The 22,436-nt window shown below is 69.6% G+C and carries 22 protein-coding genes; 13 read left to right on the plus strand and 9 right to left on the minus strand.

Annotation, left to right across the window (positions count from 1 at the left end; translation table 11 throughout):
* Positions 1–3: 3 nt before the first annotated feature.
* From O7632_RS23395 to sigB, 3 genes are all read left to right on the plus strand, one after another.
* Complete coding sequence (locus tag O7632_RS23395) at positions 4–1,503, plus strand: methyltransferase (RefSeq protein WP_278117249.1); 1,500 nt, start codon at positions 4–6, stop codon at positions 1,501–1,503.
* Between the two features lie 12 nt (positions 1,504–1,515).
* Positions 1,516–1,962, plus strand: a complete 447-nt coding sequence (gene dtd, locus O7632_RS23400) for a D-aminoacyl-tRNA deacylase (protein ID WP_278117250.1) — start codon at positions 1,516–1,518, stop codon at positions 1,960–1,962.
* A 351-nt stretch (positions 1,963–2,313) separates the two neighbouring features.
* The gene (gene sigB / locus O7632_RS23405) at positions 2,314–3,285 is read left to right on the plus strand and encodes an RNA polymerase sigma factor SigB (protein WP_278120313.1); all 972 of its coding nucleotides are present in this window, start codon (positions 2,314–2,316) and stop codon (positions 3,283–3,285) included.
* A gap of 178 nt (positions 3,286–3,463) precedes the next feature.
* Here the strand turns inward: sigB and O7632_RS23410 are convergent, their stop codons facing one another.
* The 3 genes from O7632_RS23410 to O7632_RS23420 form a co-directional block, all read right to left on the minus strand.
* A complete protein-coding gene (locus tag O7632_RS23410) occupies positions 3,464–6,061 on the minus strand; it encodes a bifunctional GNAT family N-acetyltransferase/acetate--CoA ligase family protein (RefSeq protein WP_278117252.1) in 2,598 nt (865 codons plus the stop codon).
* 5 nt (positions 6,062–6,066) lie between these two features.
* Positions 6,067–7,248: an acetoin utilization protein AcuC gene (locus tag O7632_RS23415; RefSeq protein WP_278117255.1), complete on the minus strand. Its 1,182-nt coding sequence runs from the start codon at positions 7,246–7,248 to the stop codon at positions 6,067–6,069.
* Between the two features lie 71 nt (positions 7,249–7,319).
* On the minus strand, positions 7,320–8,174 hold the full coding sequence (locus O7632_RS23420; protein WP_278117257.1) for a sulfurtransferase: 855 nt from the start codon (positions 8,172–8,174) through the stop codon (positions 7,320–7,322).
* Positions 8,175–8,310: 136 nt separating this feature from the next.
* Here O7632_RS23420 and O7632_RS23425 point away from each other — a divergent pair, with 136 nt between their 5' ends.
* Complete coding sequence (locus tag O7632_RS23425) at positions 8,311–9,045, plus strand: metal-dependent transcriptional regulator (protein ID WP_278120315.1); 735 nt, start codon at positions 8,311–8,313, stop codon at positions 9,043–9,045.
* 109 nt (positions 9,046–9,154) lie between these two features.
* Here O7632_RS23425 and O7632_RS23430 read toward each other — a convergent pair whose 3' ends face one another.
* Positions 9,155–9,763 carry a hypothetical protein gene (locus tag O7632_RS23430; RefSeq protein ID WP_278117259.1) on the minus strand — a complete coding sequence of 203 codons (609 nt, stop codon included), beginning with the start codon at positions 9,761–9,763 and terminating at the stop codon, positions 9,155–9,157.
* Positions 9,764–9,903: 140 nt separating this feature from the next.
* A complete protein-coding gene (locus tag O7632_RS23435; RefSeq protein ID WP_278117260.1) occupies positions 9,904–10,158 on the minus strand; it encodes a DUF5522 domain-containing protein in 255 nt (84 codons plus the stop codon).
* Positions 10,159–10,265: 107 nt separating this feature from the next.
* Between O7632_RS23435 and O7632_RS23440 the strand changes: the two genes are divergently transcribed.
* The 6 genes from O7632_RS23440 (at position 10,266) to O7632_RS23465 (ending at position 17,789) form a co-directional block, all read left to right on the plus strand.
* On the plus strand, positions 10,266–11,318 hold the full coding sequence (locus tag O7632_RS23440; protein ID WP_278117261.1) for an SAM-dependent methyltransferase: 1,053 nt from the start codon (positions 10,266–10,268) through the stop codon (positions 11,316–11,318).
* Positions 11,319–12,237: 919 nt separating this feature from the next.
* Entirely contained in the window at positions 12,238–12,741 is a 504-nt protein-coding gene (locus O7632_RS23445) for a hypothetical protein (protein WP_278117263.1), read from the plus strand.
* On the plus strand, positions 12,731–14,098 hold the full coding sequence (locus tag O7632_RS23450) for a glycosyltransferase family 2 protein (RefSeq protein ID WP_278117265.1): 1,368 nt from the start codon (positions 12,731–12,733) through the stop codon (positions 14,096–14,098). Before O7632_RS23445 ends, O7632_RS23450 begins: the two co-directional genes overlap by 11 nt.
* A gap of 51 nt (positions 14,099–14,149) precedes the next feature.
* Complete coding sequence (locus O7632_RS23455) at positions 14,150–15,016, plus strand: choice-of-anchor P family protein (protein WP_278117266.1); 867 nt, start codon at positions 14,150–14,152, stop codon at positions 15,014–15,016.
* A gap of 26 nt (positions 15,017–15,042) precedes the next feature.
* Positions 15,043–16,206: a UDP-N-acetylglucosamine 2-epimerase (non-hydrolyzing) gene (gene wecB, locus O7632_RS23460; RefSeq protein WP_278117268.1), complete on the plus strand. Its 1,164-nt coding sequence runs from the start codon at positions 15,043–15,045 to the stop codon at positions 16,204–16,206.
* 86 nt (positions 16,207–16,292) lie between these two features.
* A complete protein-coding gene (locus O7632_RS23465) occupies positions 16,293–17,789 on the plus strand; it encodes an acyltransferase (RefSeq protein WP_278117270.1) in 1,497 nt (498 codons plus the stop codon).
* A 153-nt stretch (positions 17,790–17,942) separates the two neighbouring features.
* Here the strand turns inward: O7632_RS23465 and O7632_RS23470 are convergent, their stop codons facing one another.
* The gene (locus O7632_RS23470; RefSeq protein ID WP_278117272.1) at positions 17,943–18,425 is read right to left on the minus strand and encodes a hypothetical protein; all 483 of its coding nucleotides are present in this window, start codon (positions 18,423–18,425) and stop codon (positions 17,943–17,945) included.
* Between O7632_RS23470 and O7632_RS23475 the strand changes: the two genes are divergently transcribed.
* The 3 genes from O7632_RS23475 to O7632_RS23485 all read left to right on the plus strand — a co-directional run bounded on the left by O7632_RS23475 (position 18,385) and on the right by O7632_RS23485 (position 21,074).
* Positions 18,385–19,062: a hypothetical protein gene (locus tag O7632_RS23475; RefSeq protein WP_278117273.1), complete on the plus strand. Its 678-nt coding sequence runs from the start codon at positions 18,385–18,387 to the stop codon at positions 19,060–19,062. The two genes, O7632_RS23470 and O7632_RS23475, sit on opposite strands and share 41 nt — an antisense overlap.
* 181 nt (positions 19,063–19,243) lie before the next feature.
* Positions 19,244–20,230 (plus strand): DUF4394 domain-containing protein, encoded by a 987-nt coding sequence (locus O7632_RS23480; protein WP_278117274.1) that lies wholly within the window; start codon positions 19,244–19,246, stop codon positions 20,228–20,230.
* A 133-nt stretch (positions 20,231–20,363) separates the two neighbouring features.
* The gene (locus O7632_RS23485) at positions 20,364–21,074 is read left to right on the plus strand and encodes a DNA alkylation repair protein (protein ID WP_278117275.1); all 711 of its coding nucleotides are present in this window, start codon (positions 20,364–20,366) and stop codon (positions 21,072–21,074) included.
* Positions 21,075–21,251: 177 nt separating this feature from the next.
* Here the strand turns inward: O7632_RS23485 and O7632_RS23490 are convergent, their stop codons facing one another.
* The 3 genes from O7632_RS23490 to O7632_RS23500 are packed head-to-tail and all read right to left on the minus strand — an operon-like array spanning position 21,252 to position 22,341.
* Positions 21,252–21,683: a hypothetical protein gene (locus O7632_RS23490; protein WP_278117276.1), complete on the minus strand. Its 432-nt coding sequence runs from the start codon at positions 21,681–21,683 to the stop codon at positions 21,252–21,254.
* 20 nt (positions 21,684–21,703) lie between these two features.
* Entirely contained in the window at positions 21,704–21,964 is a 261-nt protein-coding gene (locus O7632_RS23495) for a hypothetical protein (protein WP_278117278.1), read from the minus strand.
* Positions 21,961–22,341 carry a DUF2089 domain-containing protein gene (locus tag O7632_RS23500; RefSeq protein ID WP_278117279.1) on the minus strand — a complete coding sequence of 127 codons (381 nt, stop codon included), beginning with the start codon at positions 22,339–22,341 and terminating at the stop codon, positions 21,961–21,963. The genes O7632_RS23495 and O7632_RS23500 overlap by 4 nt, the downstream gene beginning before the upstream one ends.
* Positions 22,342–22,436: the final 95 nt, after the last annotated feature.

The following is a 22,436-nucleotide window of genomic DNA, read 5'->3' on the forward strand; positions in this document are numbered from 1 at the left end:
GACGTGACTGACGATCAGACCCGATACCCCGCCCTGCTCGACGACGCCGGCGTCGACCGGCTCCGGACCGCGCTGACCGCGGCACGGTTCACCTCGACCGGGATCGCCGAACGGCTCGGGCCGCAGGCGACCGCCGCCGTCGCCCGTAATGATCATCGGGCCGCGCTGCGGCGGACCGCCGACCGCGACGCGCTGGCCACGCTGATCCGGCTCTTCGTCTGCGCGCAGAGCGAACCCGTCGAGGCGGTCACCGACGCGCTGGCTCCGCTGCCGGTCGACGACGCGCTCACCGCCGGGCTGGTCGAACCGGCGCCGGACGGGTCCGGCCTGCGTCAGGGCGTCGATCTCGAACCGTACGGCGACAGCTGGTGGGTGATCTCCGACGTGCCGTCGCACGTACGGCCGGGCCGTCCGCTGGCCGCCGACCACGTTCTCGGCATCGGTGGTTCGTCGACGACGTTGGCCGGTGCCGTGGCCCGCCGGCCGGTCGGTGACGCGCTGGATCTCGGCACCGGCTGCGGTGTGCAGGCGCTGCACCTGGCGACGCACGCGGACACGGTCACCGCCACCGACCTGTCGGCTCGGGCGTTGCGGTTCGCCGCCACCACCGCCGCGCTCAACGGCCAACGGTGGGAGCTGCTGCACGGCGACCTGACCGCCCCGGTCGCCGGCCGCCGGTTCGACCTGGTGGTGAGCAACCCGCCGTTCGTGGTCGGTCCGGGGGTCGCCACCCACATCTACCGCGACTCCGGCCGTATCGGCGACGGTGTCTGCGCCGAACTCGCCGCCGCCGCGCCCGATCTGCTCACCGACGGCGGCACCATGCACTACCTGGCCAACTGGATGCACGTGGCCGGTGAGGACTGGACCGAGCGGGTCGCCGGCTGGGTGTCCGGTGCCGGGTTGGACGCCTGGGTGATCCAGCGTGAGGTGGCCGATCCGGTCTCGTACGTCAACCTGTGGCTCGCCGACGCCAGCGAGGGGGCGGACGCGCACCGGGCGGCGGCCTGGCTCGACTGGTTCGACGCGCACAAGGTCGAAGCTGTCGGTTTCGGTCTGGTCACGTTGCGGCGCGGCGGCCACCGTCAGCCGGTGGTCCGGATCGAGGAGCTCCGTCAGCAGGTCGCGCCGCCGCTCGGGGACCGCATCGTGGAGTGGTTCGACCGGCAGGACTGGCTGCGGCGGCGGGAGGCCGACGCGTTGCTGGCCACCCGATACCGGGCTGTGCCGGGACTCCGGCTCCAGCAGGAGGCGACCATCGACGGCGACGCCGGTTGGGCGGTGGACCGGCAGATCATCACGATGTCCGACGGGCTGCGGTGGAGCGAGGAGATCGACCCGCTGGTGTTGGCGTTGATCGGTGGCTGCACCGGCGAGCTCGCCATGCGGGAGCAGCTGACCGTGCTGGCCGCCGCGCACGACGTCCCCGAGACGGATCTGGCCGAGGCCGTCACGCCGATCCTGGCCCGGCTGGTCGAACGCGGCGTCCTGCTGCCGTGCTGAGCGGGTGACGGGATGCGGGCACTGGTGCAGACGGTCAGCCGGGCGTCGGTCACAGTGGACGGTGAGGTCGTCGGGTCGATCGACGCCGGACTGTTGGTGCTGATCGGGGTGACCCACTCCGACAGCGTGGCGGTCGCGGCGGCGATGGCGCGCAAGGTCCACGAACTGCGGATCTTCCCGCCGGAGGAGCCGGACGGTGCCGGCACGCAGCGGTCGGCCGAGCAGATTGACGCGCCGATCATGGTGGTCAGCCAGTTCACCCTGTACGGCGACGCGCGCAAGGGCCGGCGGCCCAGCTGGTCGGCGGCGGCCCCGGCCGAGGTGGCCGAACCGGTCGTCGCGGCCTTCACCTCGGCGCTGGCCGAGCGTGGCGCGACGGTCCGTACCGGCCGGTTCCGGGCGCACATGTTGGTGGAGAGCGTCAATGTCGGCCCGCAGACGATCCTGCTCGAACTGTGACCAACTCGGTGTCACACAGTGACGACCACACCTCGCGCGGAACGGCCGGCGTAGCCGGCCGATCACCTCGCGTACACCGCCGGTCGGTACGGGGGACATCGGTGACGATCAGCTCCCGGATTCATGCCACCCTCCTCTTCTCCTCACTCCGACTTCACGCCCCAACCGCCAAGCTTGTTGTCACCAGCGGCACTCCGCAGCTGGTGCCAACCACTTGTCGACGCGGGGAGGCGACTGAGAGTGGTCACACGCAGTATCGAAGACGACAGCAACTCGACCGTCACGGGTGTGCCGGCGGCCTTGGCGGCGACCGACACCACCGACACCACCGGCTCCGACGGCCAGCACGACATCACGGCCGGCTCCGAAGGCCCGTACCAGCACGACCTTGACGCCACTGACGACCGCGGCGCCTCCGCCGACCTGGTCCGCGCATATCTCAACGGAATCGGACGTACCAAGCTGCTCACCGCGGTGCAGGAGGTCGAGCTCGCCAAGCGGATCGAAGCGGGGCTGTTCGCCGAGGAGAAGCTCGCCACGGGTGGCCGGCTCTCCGCGCGGCTGCGCGCCGATCTGGCCGTGATCGTCACCGAGGGCCGCGCGGCCAAGGATCACCTGCTGGAGGCCAACCTGCGGCTAGTGGTCAGCATCGCCAAGCGGTACACCGGACGCGGCATGGCCTTCCTCGACCTCATCCAGGAAGGCAACCTCGGCCTCATCCGCGCCGTCGAGAAGTTCGACTACACCAAGGGCTACAAGTTCTCCACCTACGCCACCTGGTGGATCCGCCAGGCCATCACCCGCGCCATGGCCGACCAGGCCCGCACCATCCGGATCCCGGTGCACATGGTCGAGCAGGTCAACCGGATGGTCCGGGCCCGCCGTGATCTCGCGGCGACGCTGGGACGCGAGCCCACCGTGGCGGAGATCGCCACTGCCCTGGCGGTCCCGGAGTTCCAGGTCATCGAGCTGATCTCCTACGACCGGGAACCGGTGAGTCTGGATCAGGCGGTCGGCGAGGACGGCGAGAGCGCGCTCGGTGACTTCGTGGCGGCGGTGGATCCTCGGACGGCGGCCGAGTCGTCGGCTTCCGACGGCAAGCTGCGCAACGAGGTGGAGATCGTGCTGGCCACGCTGTCTCAGCGGGAGCAGGCTGTGATCCGGCTCCGCTTCGGCCTCGACGACGGTCGCCAGCGCACGCTCGACGAGGTCGGTCGGGAGTTCGGGCTGTCCCGGGAGCGGATCCGCCAGATCGAAAAGGTCACCTTGCTCAAGCTGCGTCACCCGTCGCGTGCCCAGCGCCTGGAGGTCTACGCCGGCTGACGCCGGCGGTGGACCGAGCTGTGGGGCGGTGGCCTGACCGTGGGGGCGGCGGCCGGTCGGAATTGGGGGCTCCGACCGGCCGCCGGCGGTCCGTCGACCGCACCGACCGCCCCGAGCCGACCCCGCTCACAGCCGCCCCGAGCCGACCCCGCTCACAGCCGCCCCGAGCCGACCCCGCTCACAGCCGACGCGGACCAATGTCGGGTCGCTGTCCCTGCGGATCCACGTCGACGCTGGCATGCAGGACCGACAAGCCGTCCGGCCGGGCCAGCACCGGGTTGAGCCGCAACCCACGGACCCGGGGCTGCTCGTCGGCGAGCCGGCCGATCCGCACCAGCAGGTCGATCACCGCGTCGCGGTCCACCACTCCGGTGCCCCGGTAGCCACACAGCAGCGGTGCCGCTCGCGGCTCGTCGACCAGTTCGGCGGCGTCCCTGTCGGTCAGTGGCACGGATCGCCACGCCCGGTCCCCGAGCAGGTCGGTGGCGACCCCGCCGAGCCCGAAGCCGATCACCGGACCGAAGGTCGGGTCGGTCACCAGCTCCACCACGCAGGCCACGCCGGGCGGCACCATCCGCTGGACCAGCACCTGCGGACCGAAGTGGGCGGCGATGTCCCGGTACGCGAGTGCGACCGCGTCGGCCGTCCCGAGGTCCAGCCGGACCGCACCGAGGTCCAGCCGGTGTCGCAGCCCTTCCGCCGCCGCCTTGAGCACCACCGGCAAACCCAGGGTGGTGGCGACCGCGACGGCCTGCTCGGCGTCACCAACCGGCGTCGATTCGACCACCGGCACCCCGTAGGCGGCGAGCAGGGCGGCCACGTCGGGCACCGGCACCCGCAACGCGTCGGCGGCCGCCGAGGCGTCGATCCCCGGCGGGTCGGGCACCACGCCGGGCGGGCTACGCAACCAGTCGGCGTAGTCGGCGACCCGGGCCAACGCCCGAACCGACTCCTCCACCGACGGATAGGTGGGTACGCCGGCCGGCGGCCGCCCGGCCAGCAACGTCGCCACCGTCGGTTTGTCGCCGGCCAGAGCCACGCTGGCCAGGGCCGAGGTGAAATCGGCGTCGGAGTCGGCGAGCTGACCCGGCAGCGGCGGGGCGAAGACCACCACCAGCCCGTCCACCTCGGGGTCGACCGCGGCGTCCGCCAGCGCGTCGGCGAACTCGTGCGCGTCCGCTTCCGGGGCGACGGTGCGGGGATAGCCGGCCGCGACCCGCAGTCGCCGCGCCGTACAGGCCGTGGCGGCCAGGGTGGTCAGGGCCGAGGAGTTGCCGACCACGCCGACCCGCCGGCCGACCGGCAGCGGCTGGTGGGCCAGCAGCGTCCCGACGTCGAACAGTTCGGCGACGGTGTCCACCCGGATCACCCCGGATCTGGCGAACAGTCGAGTGGCTCCGGCCGCGTCCGGGCCGCCGACTCCGGCGCCGGCGCCGGCGTCCAGCCCGGCCGTACCGGCTGCCGACGGATCAGGGGCGGACACCGGCCGTACGGTGGACGCGAGCGCCACCACCGGTTTGGTCCGCCCGATCCGGCGGGTGAGGCGGGCGAACTTGCGCGGGTTCCCGAACGTCTCCAGATAGAGCAGGATCACGTCCGTACCGGGATCGTCCTGCCAGTATTGGAGCAGATCGTTGCCGGAGACGTCGGCCCGGTTGCCGGCCGAGACGAACGTGGACAGTCCCAGGCCGCGCCGGTCCGCCTCGGCGAGCAACGCCACCCCGAGCGCCCCCGACTGGCTGAAGAAGCCGACCCGACCGACGGGCGGCAGGCGCGGGGCCAACGTGGCGTTCATCCGGATCCGGGGGTCGGTGTTGGCCACCCCGAGACAGTTGGGACCGACCACCCGTAGGCCGGCGTCGTGGGCGATCCGGGTCAGTTCCCGCTGCGCTGCGGCACCGGCCGGGCCGGTCTCGGCGAATCCGGCCGACACCACCACCACGCCGTGCGCGCCGGCCGCCGCCGCGTCCGCGACCACCCCCGGTACGCCGGCCGGGGGCACCGCGACCACGGCGAGGTCCACCGGCGTGCCGGCGTCGACCGCCCGACGGTACGCCGTGAGCCCGCCGATGCGCTCGACGCTCGGGTGGACCGCGACGACGTCACCGGTGAACCCGCCGTCGCGCAGATGACCAAGGATGGCCGCGCCGATACCCTGGCCGGTGGCGCTGGCGCCGTAGACCGCCACGGCGCGCGGTGTCAGCAGCCGGGCGATCGAACGGGCTTCGGCGCTGTGCTCGCGGCTCCACTGCACCTGCAGGGAGGCGTCGGTCGGCGCGATCGGGAAGCTCAGGTGGACCACGCCGTCGGCGTAGCGGCGACGGACCTGGTAGCCGGCGTCGGAGAAGACCCGGAGCATGGGCGCGTTGACCGGCAGGACCTCGGCGACGAACGATTCGATGCCCTCGGCTCGGGCGGCCGCGGCGAGGTGTTCCAGCAGCACCGAGCCGACGCCACGGCCCTGGTGGGCGTCCTCGACGACGAACGCCACCTCGGCTTCGGTGGCGCCGGGTCCGAGGCGGTCGAACCGGCCGACGGCGAAGATCCGGTCACCGGAGACCACGACGAACGCCTCGCGGTCGTGGTGGTCGACGGTGACGAACCGTTCCAGGTCGCGCTCGGGGATGCGCGGGTACGGCGAGAAGTAGCGCAGGTAGCGGGTGCGTTCGGAGAACCGGGCGTGCATGGCGACGATCGCGTCGGCGTCGTCGGGGCGAATCTGCCGCAGGTGGACGGTGGTGCCGTCCCGCAGGAGCACGTCAGCCGAACGGTCCATGCTGGTCAGTCCCGGGGATCGTGCGGGTCCAGGCCGTGCAACGGAAACACCGACTTGCGGGTGGCGATGATCGCGCGGTCGACCGGATCCGGTTCGCCTTCCGGTTGCCACGGCTGATGCACCGGGTCGACGTCGTCGGTCATCCGCAGCGGCACCTGCCGGCCGGGACACCGGCGGGCGGCGAGGTCGCGCCACCGGGGCGGGGTGAGCGTCGCCGGGTGCAGCGCGTCGCCGGTGGCGACCGCCAGCAGATGGGTCCAGGCTCGGGGCACCACTTCGACCAAGGCGTACCCGCCGCCGCCGGTGGCCACCCAGCGGCCGGCGCAGAGTTCGTCGGCCAGCGCCCGCAGCCGCAGGTAGATCGCGCGCTGGCCGTCGACGCTGAGCCGCAGGTCGGCCAGCGGGTCGAGGCGGTGCGCGTCGGCACCGCACTGGGTGACCAGCAGCTGCGGTCGGAACGCCCGCAGCAGCGACGGGACGACCGCGTGGAAGGCGCGCAGCCAGCCGGAGTCGGCGGTGCCGGACGGCAACGCGATGTTGACCGCGCTGCCTTCGGCGCCGGGGCCGCCGATCTCGTCGGGGAATCCGGTGCCGGGGAACAGTGCCAGCGGGGTTTCGTGCAGGCTGACGGTGAGCACCCTCGGATCGTTGTAGAAGATCTCCTGCACGCCGTCGCCGTGGTGCACGTCGACGTCGACGTACGCGATCCGTTCGGCACCGAGGTCGAGCAGCCGGGCGATCGCCACCGCCGGGTCGTTGTAGACGCAGAACCCGGCGGCCCGGCCCGGCATGGCGTGGTGCAGTCCGCCGGCGACGTTGACCGCCCGCCGTACCCGGCCCTGCCAGACCGCTTCGGCGGCGGCCATGGTGGCGCCGGCGATCAGGGCGCTGGCCTCGTGCATCGACGGGAACGTCGGGTTGTCCGGGGTGCCGAGGCCGTACCCGGAGAAGAACGGGTCGTCGTGGGCGACCCGGACGGCGTCGAGGTAGTCGGCCCGGTGCACCCGGGCCAGGTCGGCGTCGGTGGCCGGCCGCGGGGCGAGGATCTCGACGCCGGGCCGGTCCAGCAGGCCGAACTCCCGGGCCAGCGCGACGGTCAACTCGACCCGGACCGGATCGAGCGGATGGTCCCCGAGGTCGTAGGCCATGAGCTGCTCGTCCCAGACCACCAGCGTCCCGTCCGACATCTGGCCATCGTCGCACGTCTGCGGCCGCAGCCGCGCCCGCTCCCCTGCTCCTCTCTGCTCCCCTGCTCGGGTCAGCCGGGTTGGTCGCCGACCGCGACCGGCCGGGCCGGATCGGTGATCCACTCGCTCCAGGATCCGACGTAGAGCGCGGCGTCGGTGCGGCCGGCCCGATGCAGGGCCAGCAGGGTGTGGGCGGCGGTCACGCCCGAACCGCAGTACGCGCCGACCGTACTGTCGGGGCGTAGGCCGACGGCGGCGAACCGGTCACGCAGCGTGGTCGCGTCGAGCAGTCGGCCGTCCGGGCCGGTGTGCGACGTGGTCGGCAGGTTGACCGCGCCCGGGATGTGGCCGGCCACCGGGTCGATCGGCTCCGACTCGCCCCGGTACCGCTCGGGAGCGCGGACGTCGATCAGCAGCCCGCCCCGACGCGCCAACGAGGCGGCGGAGGCGGCGTCCAGCACCGGCAACCCGCCGGGGCGCACCGAGATGTCGCCGGGGTCCGGCCGGGCCGGGTCGGTGGTCACCGGCTGCCCGGCGGCCTGCCATCCCCGGTAGCCCCCGTCGAGGACCCAGGTCCGCCGGTGCCCGGCCCACCGCAGCGTCCACCAGGCTCGGGCGGCGGCCCACCCGTCGCCGACGTCGTAGACGACGACCGGATGCCCGGCGCGCACCCCGGCGGCGCGCAGCGTCGTCTGCAGCCGGTCCGGGTCGGGTAGCGGGTGGCGTCCGCCCGCACCGGGCGGGCCGCAGAGGTCGGCGTCGAGGTCGACGAAGACGGCCGTGGGCAGGTGGCCGGCGTCGTAGTCGGCCCGTCCCGACGGCCCGGTCAGCCGCCACCGGACGTCGAGCAGGGTCGGCGGCGAGTCGGCGCGCATCGCGGCCGCCAGTGCGGTCACGTCAACGGTAGGGTTATCGACATCGAACACCCGACCAGTCAACACCATGCCGGCCCACCCCTGTTGGCCGCCGCGCGTCGGTTACGGCTGCTCATCGGCCGCGGCGTGGACGCTCGTCATCGCTGCCCGTCGGCCACGCAAGGTAGCATTGGACGCTGGAGGGCGACTGACCGTGAATGATCTTGTTGATACCACCGAGATGTATCTCCGGACGATTCTCGAACTCGAAGAAGAGTCCGTTCCGCCGCTGCGCGCCCGGATCGCCGAGCGGCTGCACCAGAGCGGTCCCACGGTCAGCCAGACAGTCGCCCGGATGGAGCGTGACGGTCTGCTCACCATCGAGGACGACCGGCATCTGCGGCTCACCGACACCGGTCGGGCCCAGGCGGTGTCCGTGATGCGCAAGCACCGACTGGCCGAACTGCTCCTGGTCAACGTCATCGGCATGCCGTACGAAGAGGCCCACGAGGAAGCCTGCCGGTGGGAACACGTGATGAGCGACGCCGTCGAGCGCAAGGTCTACGACCTGCTCAACCGGCCGACCCGCTCGCCGTACGGCAACCCGATCCCGGGTCTGGACGCGCTGGGCGGCAGCCCGACCGTCGCCGCCGAGGCCGACACCTCCGGTGACGTCGAACGCAACCTGGCGTTCCCCGGTCTCACCGGCGCGGTCGTGGTGCGACGCATCTGCGAGAGCGTGCAGACCAACTCGGACGTGTTGCGCCAACTGCACGCCGCCGGGGTCGACCCGGGAGCCACCGTGACCGTCGCGCAGGGCCGCGACGGGGTGACGATCGACCGGTCCGGCGAGCAGATCCATCTGCCCCGCGAGGTGGCGTCGCGGGTGTTCGTCGCGGCGGCGGCCGATCACGGGCGGTCCCTCGCCAGCGCCGCTGTCTGATCGGCGAGTCCCGAACCACCTGACGTGGCCGCTTCTCGCGGCCACGTCACTTTTCGCGTCGCGCCGTCACTCTTCGCGCTCGGCCCGATCACTTTCGCGCTCGGCCCGATCAATTTTCGCGCTCGGCCTGCACCCACCGCGCCAGTTCGACCATCTTCGGGGCGAGTTCGACGGCGGACAGTTCGTCGTCACCGGGAGCGAACGTCCACCGGACGCCGATCTGCTTCCGATCTCCGGTGATCCAGTTGACCTCCAACGCCGCGCCGTAGCCGGTGTCCGGGTCCGGTTTGATCGGAATCCAGTAGGCCGCCTTGCCCAGATCGTCGATCTCCTTCGCGCCCACCGGTGCGACGTCGTCGGCGAAGACCGACGCGCTGGCCCTGGTGTCCGAGATCGACACCATCAGGTCGGGCAGCGTCTCCTCGGCCGGACGCAACAGGCAGGTCTTGGTTTTGTCGTGGCCGCTGGCCGCCGCGACCTCGAACCGGAAGTCCAGGATCTTCTCGATCACGTCGTAGTCGAGCAGCGCGCACACTCCGCCGGACTCGGCGGCGGGCGGGCGGGGCACCTCGGGGTAGGGCTCGACCGGGCTGGGCGACGCGCCGGGCGTCGACTCGCCGGCCGGGGCCGCGGTCTGGGTGGCGGCGGCCTGGCCGGAACAACCGGCGGCCAGAGACAACACCAGGCCGACGCCGAGCGCGCGCAGCCGTACGCCCACAGTGACCTCCCACGGGTCAGACCGGTCGAAAAAGGGGATTGTTCGTGGCACACCGTACGGTGTCGGCCGGCCCGGCGGAAGCCCGCCACCCACGTTCCCGCACCGGGCGCGAAGTGCCGGCCGGCACCGACGTCGAAGGGTCAGTCTTCCCGCAGGTACGGGCAGTGCCGGCAGCCCTGGCCGCAGCAGGTGCCCCGGCCGGCGAGGAAGGCGGCGGTCAGCACGAACAACCCGCTGGCCGGATCGAGATAGCCGGGGTCACCGGCGGCGAGCGCGGCCGCGTGGGCCGCCAGGATCGCCGCCCGGTCCGGATGGTCGGGTGCCAGGCGGGCCGGATGCGGCTCGGTGAGGGGTCGGTCGGCCAACGGCAGCCGTCGCGCCCGCTCCCCCGCCATACCGGTGACTCTACGCAAATCGCCGGTGTGGTAACACTCGTGAGTCCACCCCGCACCGACCGCACCCGACCGCGCCCGACCGAACCAACGAACCGAAACGGATCGTGATGACCGCGTACGCCCTGTTGATCCACCCGTCCGCCAACCGGGTGTACGCCGAGTCAGCCGTCGCGCTGGCCGCCGCCGAACTGGCCGTGTTCGGCGACCGGACACTCGACGGGCGGCTCGGCGAGGTCACGGTCACCTCGATCGGCGGGCTGCCGTACGTGACCTTCACCGGTGACGGGCTGACCGACCGGGATCTGTCGGTGCTGGCCAACCTGTCCGCCCGGTACGCGTTGTTCGCCCGCGAGGGCGACCTGCTGCGGCCGGTCGTGGTGACCGGCCGGGACCGCTTCGACAGCGACCTGATCACCATCCCGAAGTACGCCGGGAAGACCAACGAACAGTTCACCAAGCTTCTGCTCAACGTCACCGTGTTGGCGACGACCGGCCGGGACGGGGCCGCCGATCCGCTCGCCCCGGACGCCCCGCCGCTGCGGGTCCTCGACCCGATGTGCGGCCGGGGCACCACGCTCAACCAGGCGATGATGTACGGCTGGCACGCCGCCGGGGTGGAGATCGACGGCAAGGACTTCGAGGTGTACGCCAATTTCATCCGTACCTGGTTGAAGCACAAGCGGCTCAAGCACTCGGCCGAGATCGCTCAGGTGCGCCGTAACCGGACCCAGTTGGGCCGGCGCCTGGCGATCACCCTGGCGGCCAGCAAGGACGATCACAAGGCGGGGCGCACCCTGGATCTGACGATGGTGCACGCCGACACCCGCCGCAGCCGGGAGTTCTTCCGGGCCGGCGGCTTCGACGCGATCGTCACCGACGCCCCGTACGGGGTAGCGCACGGCACCCGTGGTCAGGCGGACCGGCTGACCCGCGACCCGCTGGGTCTGCTGGCCGAGGCGCTGCCGGTGTGGGTGGCGCTGCTGCGTCCCGGCGGGGCGCTGGGGATCTCCTGGAACACCCTGGTCGCCGCCCGCGACGATCTGGCCGCGCTGCTGGTCAAGGCGGGTCTGGAGGTGGCGGCCGGTCCGGGGTACGGCGATTTCGCCCACCGGGTCGACCAGGCGATCGTCCGCGACCTGATCGTGGCCCGCCGCCCCTGACCCGCCGTCCCTGACACGCGCCCGGATCGGCAAGGCGTCGGCCGCGCCACGTCATGGGTGAACGTTCCCACCGTCAGCGCGCGACGACGAACGGCATTCGCGGCGGTCGCGCACCCCGCCTCGATCAACTCTCCACCGATGTGGCATAGCGACTCGATGTCGGACCGGGCCCAGGGCCCAGTGGCGCGCCGTCCGGACGACTGGCGCGGTCGGCGATGACGCCAGGCCGTACATCGCACCGGTTGCGATGTGGTCCGTGGCCAGAAGGCCGAGGTGACGATGGTGTCGGTCCCGACAGCGGACACTGCCAGTACACCGTCCTGCCACGGCGCGAACTCCGCCGCCGGTTGCCGCCAAGACACACCACACCCCTGACGACCACGTAGAGGGTCGCGTCCACGATGTCCCGACGCGGGCGTTTCGGCCTTCGACCAGACTCCTTCGTCGACGTCAGCTCGACTCGATCACCATCACAAGCCAACTATCAGGTCCGAAAGGTTCGCCCGCCGCCCTCCCTGCACGGACTACCGATCCATCGGCGGGCATCCGTCGTACCTACTGCGCGACGCTCCTGTCACCAGCCTTAAACAACCCCGAGGACACCCAGCGGTCAAATAAGGCAATCGCGGCTGAACCGGCGACGATGCGAACATCATTTGTGTTTCCTATTTGCTCCTTCTGCTGAGATTTGACCGCCTAGTCTCTGTATGTTCCCTGAAGGGGTGAGTTGAACGGAGGACGCAGGTGTACGGATCGCCCAAAGGGCCTCCTACGGGGGGCGGCCTCGCGGTGACGGGGATCGCTATGGGCTCGTGGGTCCTGGCCGGCATCGGGCTGGTGGTCCTGGGAGTGAGCCTTCTGGTGCTGTTCCGGAAGAGTGACCGTGCAGCAACGACAACCTAGAGTCAGATTTGTCCAGATGGTCGCTGGATTGGCCCTGTTGGGGACGGTGGCCGCGGTGCTGGTGAATCTCGAACAGATCGCGGAGGCGGAGGCTCAGGCCAATGCCGTTCTGGTTGGTCTGGTCGGTCTCGCGGACGCCGAACACATCCAGCGCACCGTCGTCTTCTTCGTGGACAACAGGCTCGTCGGATTCGTGGTGACCGTCGGTTGTTCAGTCGGCCTGCTCCTCGTGCCGCCAATCAGCATTATCGCGGTCCTGCTCGTCGGCGGACGGCTCTCACTGCGACGCGCGCTCGCAGCCTGCATGTTGATCGGCTCGGCGCTCGTGCTCGTCAACCAGTTGCGGCTGTCAGCGGCGGTGGGATCGATGAAGCTCTGGGGCTTCGAGCGAGGTTACGAGATCAGCCATGTCTTCATCGGGTCGATGGTGACCTCTGTCGGCCTTGTTCTGGCGATCGCGATCTTCGCAAGCGTATTGACCAAGACTCGCATCCTGCGGACAGGTTCCAATGAGCGTTGACGCGACCGGCTTCGAACTGATAAACACGTTTGCGTTCATACTCTGTGTAACCTTCTGCGCGTACGTGCTGAGCATCATGATCGTCTACCTGCGCAGGAAACCCGCGTCAGCCGGCGACCCAGACGAGTTCGACTGGCATCTCATCGTGCCCTGCCGCGACGAGGCAGCAGTGATCGGCGAAACGGTACGACATCTCGTCGACACCTTCGACAGCGCCACGATCTGGTGTGTCGACGACGGATCGGTCGACGGGACCCGCGAGATTTTGGAGACCTTCAGCGGGCTGGACCGGGTTCGGATCCTCTGCCGTACCCCACCCAAAGCACGGCAGGGCAAGGGTGCGGCGCTGAATGAGGCATGGGCCGCCATCCGGTCCGCTGCGCGGAACGATGCAGCGGCCGGAAAATTGATCGTGGGCGTCATCGACGCCGATAGCAGGCTCGACGTCGAGTGTTTCGCGAAGCTCGCCGGGTCACAGTACTTCGGCGATTCGACGGTCGGGGCGGTCCAGGTCGAGGTCCGCATGGTGCAGTGCGGTTCAACTCGTAGCGCCGCAGTAAGTCACAGCCGGTGGGGTCGGATGCTGATCCGGTTGCAGGATCTGGAGTTCCGGGCACCGATCGCGGCCATGCAAGAACTGCGACGCCGCACCGGCAGTGTGGGGATGGGCGGGAACGGGCAGTTCACTCGATTGTCGGTGCTGAACGAGATCGCGGAGTCCTACGGGACCCCTTGGCACGGCGCACTTCTGGAGGATTTCGAGCTCGGACTGCACGTGCTGCTTGTCGGGTCCCGTACCGAATACTGCCCCGAGGCCTGGGTCGAGCAGGAGGCACTCGTCACGGCGCGCCATCTTCTCCGGCAGCGGTCCAGGTGGGCACAGGGGTCGATGCAATGCGCCCGGTACTTCCCAGCCATTATGCGCTCGCGCCATGTCAGGAACTCGGCGGCCGTCGAGATCACGTACTTCTTGGCCGCGCCGTGGTTCCAACTCGTAGGCACCGTAACGTACACGGCATGTCTCGGGGTCCTTGTCTATTACATCAGGAACACGTCTGATGGAGCGGCGGGATGGTGGACGCGCGGCGGCTGGGGCGTCATACCCCTTATAGTAATTTTCGGAATACTTCCGTTCGCGGTCTGGGGGATCGCCTACCGCGTCCGGTGCGCGCAGAGCATCAGCCGGTCCACGGCGATTGGGATCGGGTTCTGCCACTGGGTCTACAGCTACGTCCAGTGCGTGGCGGTGTGGATGGCCTTCGTGCGCCTGCTGCGCGCGAAGTCGGACTGGCAGAAGACCGCGCGAGTCGGCACGACAGTGCCACCAGCGAGGCTTCAATCCAGCGCACCGGGCTGAAACAAGCAGCTTCCCCTCACTGTAAGGAAAAGAAAGCACAAGGAGAATGTAATGGGAAAGTATGGACGTCGCAGGCTGCGGATCTTCGGATCGGCGGTGGCCTTCGGGCTCACCGCGGTCCTGTTGATCGCGACACCTGCTCAGGCAGACACGTCACAGGTGAGTGCCTCGGCCTTGCAGATCGGACTCGTCGGCGGCGGTGTCGCGAGTTCAGGCACCTTCACCGCCAGCAACACCGACGGCGGAAGTGAGGTGACCAGCGGAAACAACGCCCCGGCGCTCACGGTGCTGGGCTCGCAGAACGTCATCACCGCAGGCGTACTCGGCCAGTACGGCACGGCCGAGTACCTGGGCGTCTCCCACGGCTGCGCGGGCGTGCTCGGCGCGGGCGGAACCTTCCAGTTCGGTCCGGGCGGGGACTGCACGGTTACCCCCGGTGCCGAGGTCACCTTCACGCTCGGCACCAGCGGACTGGCATCCATCAACCTGAGGGCCGACGCGATCTACGCGACGTGCACCGCGACGAGTACCCCGACCGCCACGGGGGACGCCACCCTGACCAACGCCCGGATCACGTCCACCACGCTGGGCGTCGAGACCACCCTGCTGGACCTGTCGCTCGACACCTCGCCGAACACCGGGCTGACCGTTCCGGGGCTGTTGTCGATCGTGGTGAACAGCCAGACCAGTTCGGGGCCGGGACAAATCGATGTCGCGGCGCTGCGTATCGAAGCACTCAGCGGGACACTCGCGTCCCTGGTCATCGGCAACGTCATCTGCGGGCCCAACGCGATCGCGCCGCCCATTCCGGTGATCCCGGTCGCCGGCGCACCACTGGCCGCAGGCGTACTCGCCGCCGCCGGACTGGGCTGGTACCTCGTCCGTCGACGCCGCAACGCCGCCGCCCAGGCCGCCTGATGCACACTGCGGACCAGCCAGCACCAGTGACCGTTCTCGTCGGCACCCGCCCGGAGGCGATCAAGTGCGCACCGCTGGTCAGGGCGCTGACGGGCGACCCCCGACTCACCTGCGAGGTCGTCGGTACAGGTCAACACCGGGCACCGGTGGTCGAAGCCCTCGTACCGTTCGGCGTGCAACCGAGCCGGTTGTTCGAGCTGGAGCGGAGCAGTGGCTCGCTACCGGAGCTGGCCGCAGCGTTGACCACGGCCGCCGACCGGGAACTGAGGCGCTCCCGGCCGGCAGCCGTGGTCGTACACGGCGATACGCTCACCGCGTTGATCGGCGGCCTGGTCGCGTTCTGGAACGGGATCCCCGTCGTCCACCTGGAGGCGGGGTTGAGAACGCAGGACATCCATCAGCCCTTTCCGGAGGAAGTCAACCGATCAGTGATCTCCCGGTTCGCGTCGCTGCACCTCGCTCCGACCCGGACCGCGGCGCTCAACCTCCTCAACGAGAAGGTGCCGGCACAGCGAATCGTGATCACCGGGAACACGGTCGTAGACTCACTTCGGTACCTGATCGAATCGGGGAAGGCTGTTCCTCCCGCCTGGGTGGCCGACGTTTCGCATCGGCGACTCGTCGTCATGACCCTGCACCGTCGGGAGAACTGGGGTGACGGCGTGCGCCGGATCTGCGGAGCGGTCCGCCAGATCGTCGAACGGGACAGCGACACGGAGGTAGCAGTCGTCACGCATCCGAATCCGGAGGTCCGGTCGACGCTGACCGGGATGCTGTCCGGTGTTCGACGGGTCCGGCTCGTCGATCCGTTGTCCTACCCGTCCATGGTCGGTCTGCTCGCGCGGGCCGATCTGGTGATCACGGACTCGGGCGGGATCCAGGAGGAAGCGGCGACCCTCGGGCTGCGGATGCTCGTCACGAGAGATGTGACCGAGCGGGCGGAGGTTCTGCACGACGGGCTCGGCGAGTTGGTCGGCACCGACCCGCAGCTGATCGTGGCGCGGGCGCTTCACGCCCTGGCCCAACCGAACCGGGTGCCGCTGGACCGAGCGCCGGCCCACCCTGCGTTGGGTGATGGTCGGGCGGCGGCGCGGGCGGCCGAGGCGATCGGCCACCTGTTGTTCCCAGACACCGGCAAACGGCTGGTCAACCACGAGCCGATGTCGACATCGATGGCGATGTCGACCTGAGCGGACAGCGAAGGTCGACCCGCCCCAGCGGATCTTCTCCGGCAGCCGTGGTGGCGGCTGCCGGAGAAGATCTACCGCCCGGCGAAGTGAGCCGCCTGACACCGGCGCTCGGTGCGGTCCACGGGTGGGCGAACGGACAGATTCAGCCGGACATTGCCGGAGGCTGGGCGGCCAACCCGACTGAAAAGCCACGGAACGTGCAGATGGTGACGGACATCATGTCAGCTCCCAGAACCTTCGACATCCGCAGATTCCCGCGCCTGGCGGACCGCTTCGACGTCGAACGGAACTCGTTCGGACTGATCCGGCTGGTCTTCGCGCTCGGCGTCCTGCTGGCACACGCCCGGCCACTCGGCTACGCGCTCGCGCCCCTCGGCGCAAGGATCTCCGCCAACCAGAGCGACCTCGGCACGTTGGCTGTGCAGGGGTTCTTCGTCCTCTCTGGTTTCCTCGTCGCCGGCAGCGCGCTCAGGCACTCCCTGCCACGCTATCTGTGGCACCGCACGCTGCGCATTTTCCCGGCGTTCTGGACCTGCCTGTTGGTGACCGCCCTGATCATGGCGCCGCTCGTCGCGCTTGCTGAGGGTCGGCCACTACGCGAGTTCTGGACCCATCACGAGGGCCCGATCAGCTACCTGGCCACAAACTGGTTTACATCGATGAACCAGTTCACGATCTCCGGTCTGCTCTCCCAAACCCCTTACGGGCAGGCCATGGGAGGACCGAGCGCCTTTGACGGTTCGCTGTGGACACTCCGCTACGAACTGGCCTGCTATCTCCTGGTCGGGGTCCTCGCCGCCACCGCCGTGCTGCGCCAGGCACCCCGCGCGCTCATCGCGCTGCTGGCCGGCACTTACATACTGATACTGCGCGACTTCGCCGCCGCGCCCGGCTGGGCCGTCCGGCCGGCTGGCGTGGACCAGATCGGCCCCTTCCCGCTGATCGGCTCCTTCGCCCCCACCTGGCTGCTCTACTTCAGCTTCCTGTTCCTCCTCGGCGCGACGGCCCGCGTCTACATGCACCGCATACCGATGGACGGCAAAATGGCGGCCGTTGCCGCCGCCATCATGACGGCCAGTCTGGTCGTCGGAGGGTTCGCCGTAGTTGGCCTACCCTGCCTTGCATACCTTGTCATCTTTGCAGGTGTCGCGCTTCCTGAGCGTTTCACTCGGATCGGCCGCAAGCGCGACTACTCGTACGGAATCTACGTCTACGGATTTCCCGTCCAGCAGATCGTCGCGCTGTTCGGCGGTGCGCAACTCGGCCTGACAGGCTACATCGCACTGTCCCTGGCCGGCACCCTGGCTCTCGCCGCCGCCTCCTGGCACCTCATCGAAGAACCCGCCATGACACTACGCAACGCCACACCCAGCCAATTCCCGACCCCATTCCGCCGCCTCTCACGCATCCTCCACACGCCCGCCTCCCTCCTCGCCGCACCGCGGCATTCACCATCGGACAAAGCGGCAGAAGACCCCGCTTCCACACCAATCCCGATGCGCACCTCGGACGAGGAACACAAACCCCAACAACGACCACAACCCAAACATGCAAATGAAACCCGAATCTTGGAAGACGTCTGATTCACATATTTTTCCCAGCAACAAGAGGTTGGTCATATTTCGGCTACCGAGGTCCGCCAAGCCGATGTTTGGGTTCGATGCGCACCGTGGTCGGGTCGAACCCACGTCCCTTCCGCCCGGACGGCAGATTCGTGACCGTCATCAGCCGGTCGATCACCACCCGACGGCCCGCTGCGCCCGCAACCCCTCCACGTCGACCTGCGGGGCCGGCTCCGCCAGCAACTCGAACGCACGCGGATGCGTCACCGCGTACACCACATGCGCGAACACCGCCGCGTCCACATGCGCCTGATTACGGGCCAGATGGTTACGCGCCTTACACGTGTACCGAGGCGCACGCCCCGCGACGGTGACATGAACCGTCACCGCACGCCCCGTCTCCACACCCAGCGGGCTGCACACCCCGCACCGGTAGATCCCCGACCCCACCCACCGGGCAGCCGCCCCCGGCCCGGACCGCCGGGACGGATCGGTCAACAGATCCCGCACGGCGAAGAACACCGCCGGATCGACGATCGGCTTCCACGGCGCGACCACCCCCTCCAGGATCTGCCCGCCGTACACCATGAACCCCGCGTTACGCGGACGCAGCAGAATGTCCCGCAACCCCTCGGCCGACCACGCCGCGCCACTCACCGTCGACACCGACCCCGCCCGCAACTCCGCAGCCAACCGGGTCGAGGTCGCCACGTTGTCGGTCAACTACCGGACCCCGGCGGAGATCATGGCGTACGCCGCACCGATGATCCGCGCCGCGTTGCCGGACGCCAACGTGCCGACCTCGATCCGGCACGGCGGCGTCCCGGTCGCGCGTCGGCCGGTCGCCGACCTGCGGCGGGTCCTGGACGGCTGGCTGGCCGATCACGCCGATGGCACGGCGTGCGTGATCGGCGTACCGCCGGTCGACGTCGACGCCCTGCCGGCGACGCCCCGGGTCCGGTCGCTGACTCCCGAGCTGGCCAAGGGACTCGAGTTCGACCTGGTGGTGGTGGTCGATCCGGCGTCGTTCGGCGACGGCGTCACCGGCGGTCGACCGGTACGTGGCGATGACCCGCGCCACCGGGCAGCTGGTCGTGCTGGTCGACCAGGGAGCGGAGGCTCCCGGCAGCCCGGCGGCGGCGGTCCGCCGGAGGTGATCTGGGGGGCGGCGACTCCGGCGCGCCCCGGGGCGCCGAGCGTGCCCGGAGGTCAGGTCCGGGCTCTGATGCCGTTCTCTGGTCATCGCTACCCGCCGGGTAGCACGCGCGCAGGAAAGGGCCATTGCGGCGGCTGAGGCTGGCTGGGACGGCTGGTGCGGCTAGCAGCCAGGGAGGCGGAACGCCACCAGCGGTTTGCGATTCACTCGAAGGTCGATTCTTCTGTTGTTCCAGTTATCTGGTGTTCTGCGAGGTGCTCCCATCTTCCCAGGTCCGGGATCCGGACCGCCGTCACCACTCGGGAAGAAGAGGTATGACATGGCAAACAAGTTGCTCAACCGTGGCCTGATGCTCGCGGGCCTCGCGGGCCTGGTCGGCGTGGCCGTGACCGTCAGTACCACGCTCATGGCCACGCCGGCTTCCTCCGACAGCGGAGTGGAGCCGCAGGTGGAGTCGGCGACCGCACCTGACCGGTCCGGTTGCGCGGTGCAGCGGGGCGGGGCGGGCGGGGGTGCCAAGGACAGCGGTGGCAGGGACCACCACGGCCGGGGCAGGCTCATCTCGGTCGGGCTCACCGTCGACCAGAAGCTGGTCATCTTCGATGTCGATGCACCGGGAAAGGCATGGGACATCGGCACGGTCAGCGACGATCTGGAGGGTGACACCTATCTGCTCGGTATCGACTACCGCGTACAGAACGGCGAACTGTACGGGGTCGGCAACGTCGGCGGCATCTATCTGCTCGATCTGTGCAACATCGCTGCGGAGAAGGTGAGTCAGCTGACCGTCACCCTGCAGGGCAAGTACTTCGGTGTCGACTTCAACCCTGCCGCCGACCGGCTGCGGATCATCAGCGACGCGGGCCAGAACCTGCGCCACGACGTCAACCCGGACGGTGCCACCATTGAGGACGGCACCCTGACCTACCCGCCGGCGCCGGAAACCGCTACCGGACTGTCCGGTGCTGCTTACACCAACAACGATCTCGACCCCGCCACCGCCACGACCTTGTTCGACCTCGACACCAACCTCAACCAGGTCGCGCTCCAGTCACCAGCCAACTCCGGCCAACTCGCCGCCACCGGCCAACTCGGCGTCGAACCTCACCCCAACGCCGGCTTCGACATCTACAGCACGGTGCGCGACGGCCGCACGGTCGCCGTGCAGGGCTTCGCCGCCCTAGACGCCAACGGCCACAGGAGCCTATACAAGATCAACATCCTGACCGGCGCGGCAGACAAGGCCGGGAACTTCCCGAAGAAGTACAACGTCACCGACCTGGCCCTGCCCCTGAACCAGCTCTGACCTCGTAAACGACGCGGTGCGGACTCCCGGGTGGTCGCCAATCGTGGCGACCACCCGGGCATCTGGGCGAATCGCCTGCGGCAAGCCCTTGGCCGACCGCACCGATCGCTGATCATCGGTACATTGTCGGTCGATGGCCACCTGTGACGATGTCCGCCGAGCGCTCGCCGACATCGCCGACCCGCGTCGCGCCGAGCAGACCCGCCGATTCCTGCAGATCCGACCCGGCGGGTACGGCGAGGGCGACCAGACGATCGGCGTACCGGTGCCGGACCAACGCCGTATCGCCGGTCGGTACTGGCGTGACCTGTCGCTTGCCGAGACGACGCGGCTGCTGACCGGCGACGTGCACGAGGAACGGCTGACCGCGATCTTCATCCTGGTGCGCATGTTCGACAAGGGCAGGCAGCGGCAGCGGGCCGCCGTCTTCGACACCGTGCTGGCCCACACTGACCGGATCGACAACTGGGACCTGGTCGACTCGTGTGCCCCGTACATCGTCGGGCCGTGGCTACTCGACAAGGATCGGACGGTGCTGAACCGGCTGGCCGTCTCGGAGCTGGTCTGGGACCGACGGATCGCGATCATGGCGACGTTCGCCTTCATCCGGGCCGGGGACTTCGACTGGACACTACGGCTGGCGCGACGGCTGCTGCACGACCCGCACGACCTGATCCACAAGGCCGTCGGCTGGATGCTGCGCGAGGTCGGCAACCGCGACCGTACGGTGGCCGAGCAGTTCCTGACCCGGCACCAACGGGACATGCCGAGGGTGATGCTGCGGTACGCCATCGAGAAGTTCGAGCCGCAGCGCCGCGCCGCGTACCTCGCCGGCACGGCCTGACCGGTCGGTCCGGCTTCCGTATCGCGGCGAAACGTTTGATCGCGTCGAGGTGACGGCTACGCACCTCAAACCGCAAGGATGACGTGCGTAGCCGTCACCTCGACGTGGTTCACGACGGTTGCGGCTGCCCGCCCGGCCCCGTGGTCCGGGCGGGCAGCCGACGCGGTCGCCGCGATGTCATTCGCAGAAGACCTTCACCTTGGTGTCGGGCTGGTCGACGTCGACGGTGAGATCGTCGAGCTGTTCGACCAGCTCCTCGATGTGCTGCGGCTTGAGCTGGGTGAGGTCGATCGGCACGCCCGACTTTGCCAGCTCCGCGTTGACGTGGGTCAGCGCCTGCGGCGGGATCAGGCTGGTGAGCCGCACGCCGGCGCGCAACAGTTGCAGCGGCACCCGGACGTTGATCCGGGCCGGTCCGTCGCCGCCGGCTTCCTCGGCCGAGTCCACGACGACGCGCAGGTACTTCGGTCGGGCTTTCGGGCTGGCCGCGCCTGCCTGTGTCGCCTCCGGCTGCTCCCGGTCGAGGGCGTCCATCAGCTGCTCGGCCTCGGTTGCGGTGATCTTCCCTTCGGCCAGCATCTCCAGGATCTGGCGGCGTTGCTCGTTCATCTCGGGCTTCTCCTTCGCTGTCATCTGACACTGACCAGCAGGGCCGTGCGGCCCTGGGCGAACTCGACGTGGGCGCCGGGCAGCGCCCATAGCAGACCTCCGGCAGCGCGCAGCGCGCCGGTCGGGCTGATCCGACACATCAGGCAGGCGATCAGGCCGCCGGCCAGGGCGACCAGTAGCAGTGGCGACAACATCAGCAGCACCGGCAGGACCGGGATCCACAGCCGTCGTCGGCGGCCGTCGCCCTGACGCCAGCGCACCGTCACCAGCTGCGGGATCATCGGGGACCGTCCAGCTCGGCCAGCGCCTGCTGGACGCTGATCTCCCCGCGCCGCAGCCGGTCGACGACCTCGGCGCTGGCCGATGCCGGATCGGTGTCGGCGATGTCGAGCTGCTCGACGAAATCGAGCTGCTCGGCGATCCGGTTGAGCCGGGACTTGACCGTCGGGTAGCTCACCCCGAAGATCCGCTCCATCTCCTTGATCGACCCGTGCGACCGGACGAACGCGGCGACGAACACCTGGTCGTCGGCGCTGAGTTGGGCCAGCTGCGGCGGCTCGAACTGGCCCTCGACGGCGACGCCGCTGTCGGCCAGCCGCACCCGCTCGACCACGAACGGCTGCCCGCGCGTCAGGTCGGTCAACTCCTGCCAGTCCACTGCTCGGCTCCCCTGCTCTCGGCGATCTGCTCGCCCCTTATTTGTACCTCACTTTTCTCGTCCGTACCACATCATGATCTTGATTTTTTTTATGT

This window comes from Solwaraspora sp. WMMD406 (assembly GCF_029626025.1).
Classification (GTDB): domain Bacteria; phylum Actinomycetota; class Actinomycetes; order Mycobacteriales; family Micromonosporaceae; genus Micromonospora_E.

Excerpts from the sequence above, each read along its gene's own strand:
- dtd (WP_278117250.1), top strand. The coding sequence starts at position 1,516 with ATGCGGGCACTGGTGCAGACGGTCAGCCGGGCGTCGGTCACAGTGGAC.
- O7632_RS23410 (WP_278117252.1), bottom strand. The coding sequence starts at position 6,061 with ATGGACCGTTCGGCTGACGTGCTCCTGCGGGACGGCACCACCGTCCAC.
- O7632_RS23415 (WP_278117255.1), bottom strand. The coding sequence starts at position 7,248 with ATGTCGGACGGGACGCTGGTGGTCTGGGACGAGCAGCTCATGGCCTAC.
- O7632_RS23435 (WP_278117260.1), bottom strand. The coding sequence starts at position 10,158 with ATGGCGGGGGAGCGGGCGCGACGGCTGCCGTTGGCCGACCGACCCCTC.
- O7632_RS23440 (WP_278117261.1), top strand. The coding sequence starts at position 10,266 with ATGACCGCGTACGCCCTGTTGATCCACCCGTCCGCCAACCGGGTGTAC.
- O7632_RS23445 (WP_278117263.1), top strand. The coding sequence starts at position 12,238 with ATGGTCGCTGGATTGGCCCTGTTGGGGACGGTGGCCGCGGTGCTGGTG.
- O7632_RS23450 (WP_278117265.1), top strand. The coding sequence starts at position 12,731 with ATGAGCGTTGACGCGACCGGCTTCGAACTGATAAACACGTTTGCGTTC.
- O7632_RS23455 (WP_278117266.1), top strand. The coding sequence starts at position 14,150 with ATGGGAAAGTATGGACGTCGCAGGCTGCGGATCTTCGGATCGGCGGTG.
- O7632_RS23475 (WP_278117273.1), top strand. The coding sequence starts at position 18,385 with ATGTCCCGCAACCCCTCGGCCGACCACGCCGCGCCACTCACCGTCGAC.
- O7632_RS23480 (WP_278117274.1), top strand. The coding sequence starts at position 19,244 with ATGGCAAACAAGTTGCTCAACCGTGGCCTGATGCTCGCGGGCCTCGCG.
- O7632_RS23485 (WP_278117275.1), top strand. The coding sequence starts at position 20,364 with ATGGCCACCTGTGACGATGTCCGCCGAGCGCTCGCCGACATCGCCGAC.
- O7632_RS23490 (WP_278117276.1), bottom strand. The coding sequence starts at position 21,683 with ATGAACGAGCAACGCCGCCAGATCCTGGAGATGCTGGCCGAAGGGAAG.
- O7632_RS23495 (WP_278117278.1), bottom strand. The coding sequence starts at position 21,964 with ATGATCCCGCAGCTGGTGACGGTGCGCTGGCGTCAGGGCGACGGCCGC.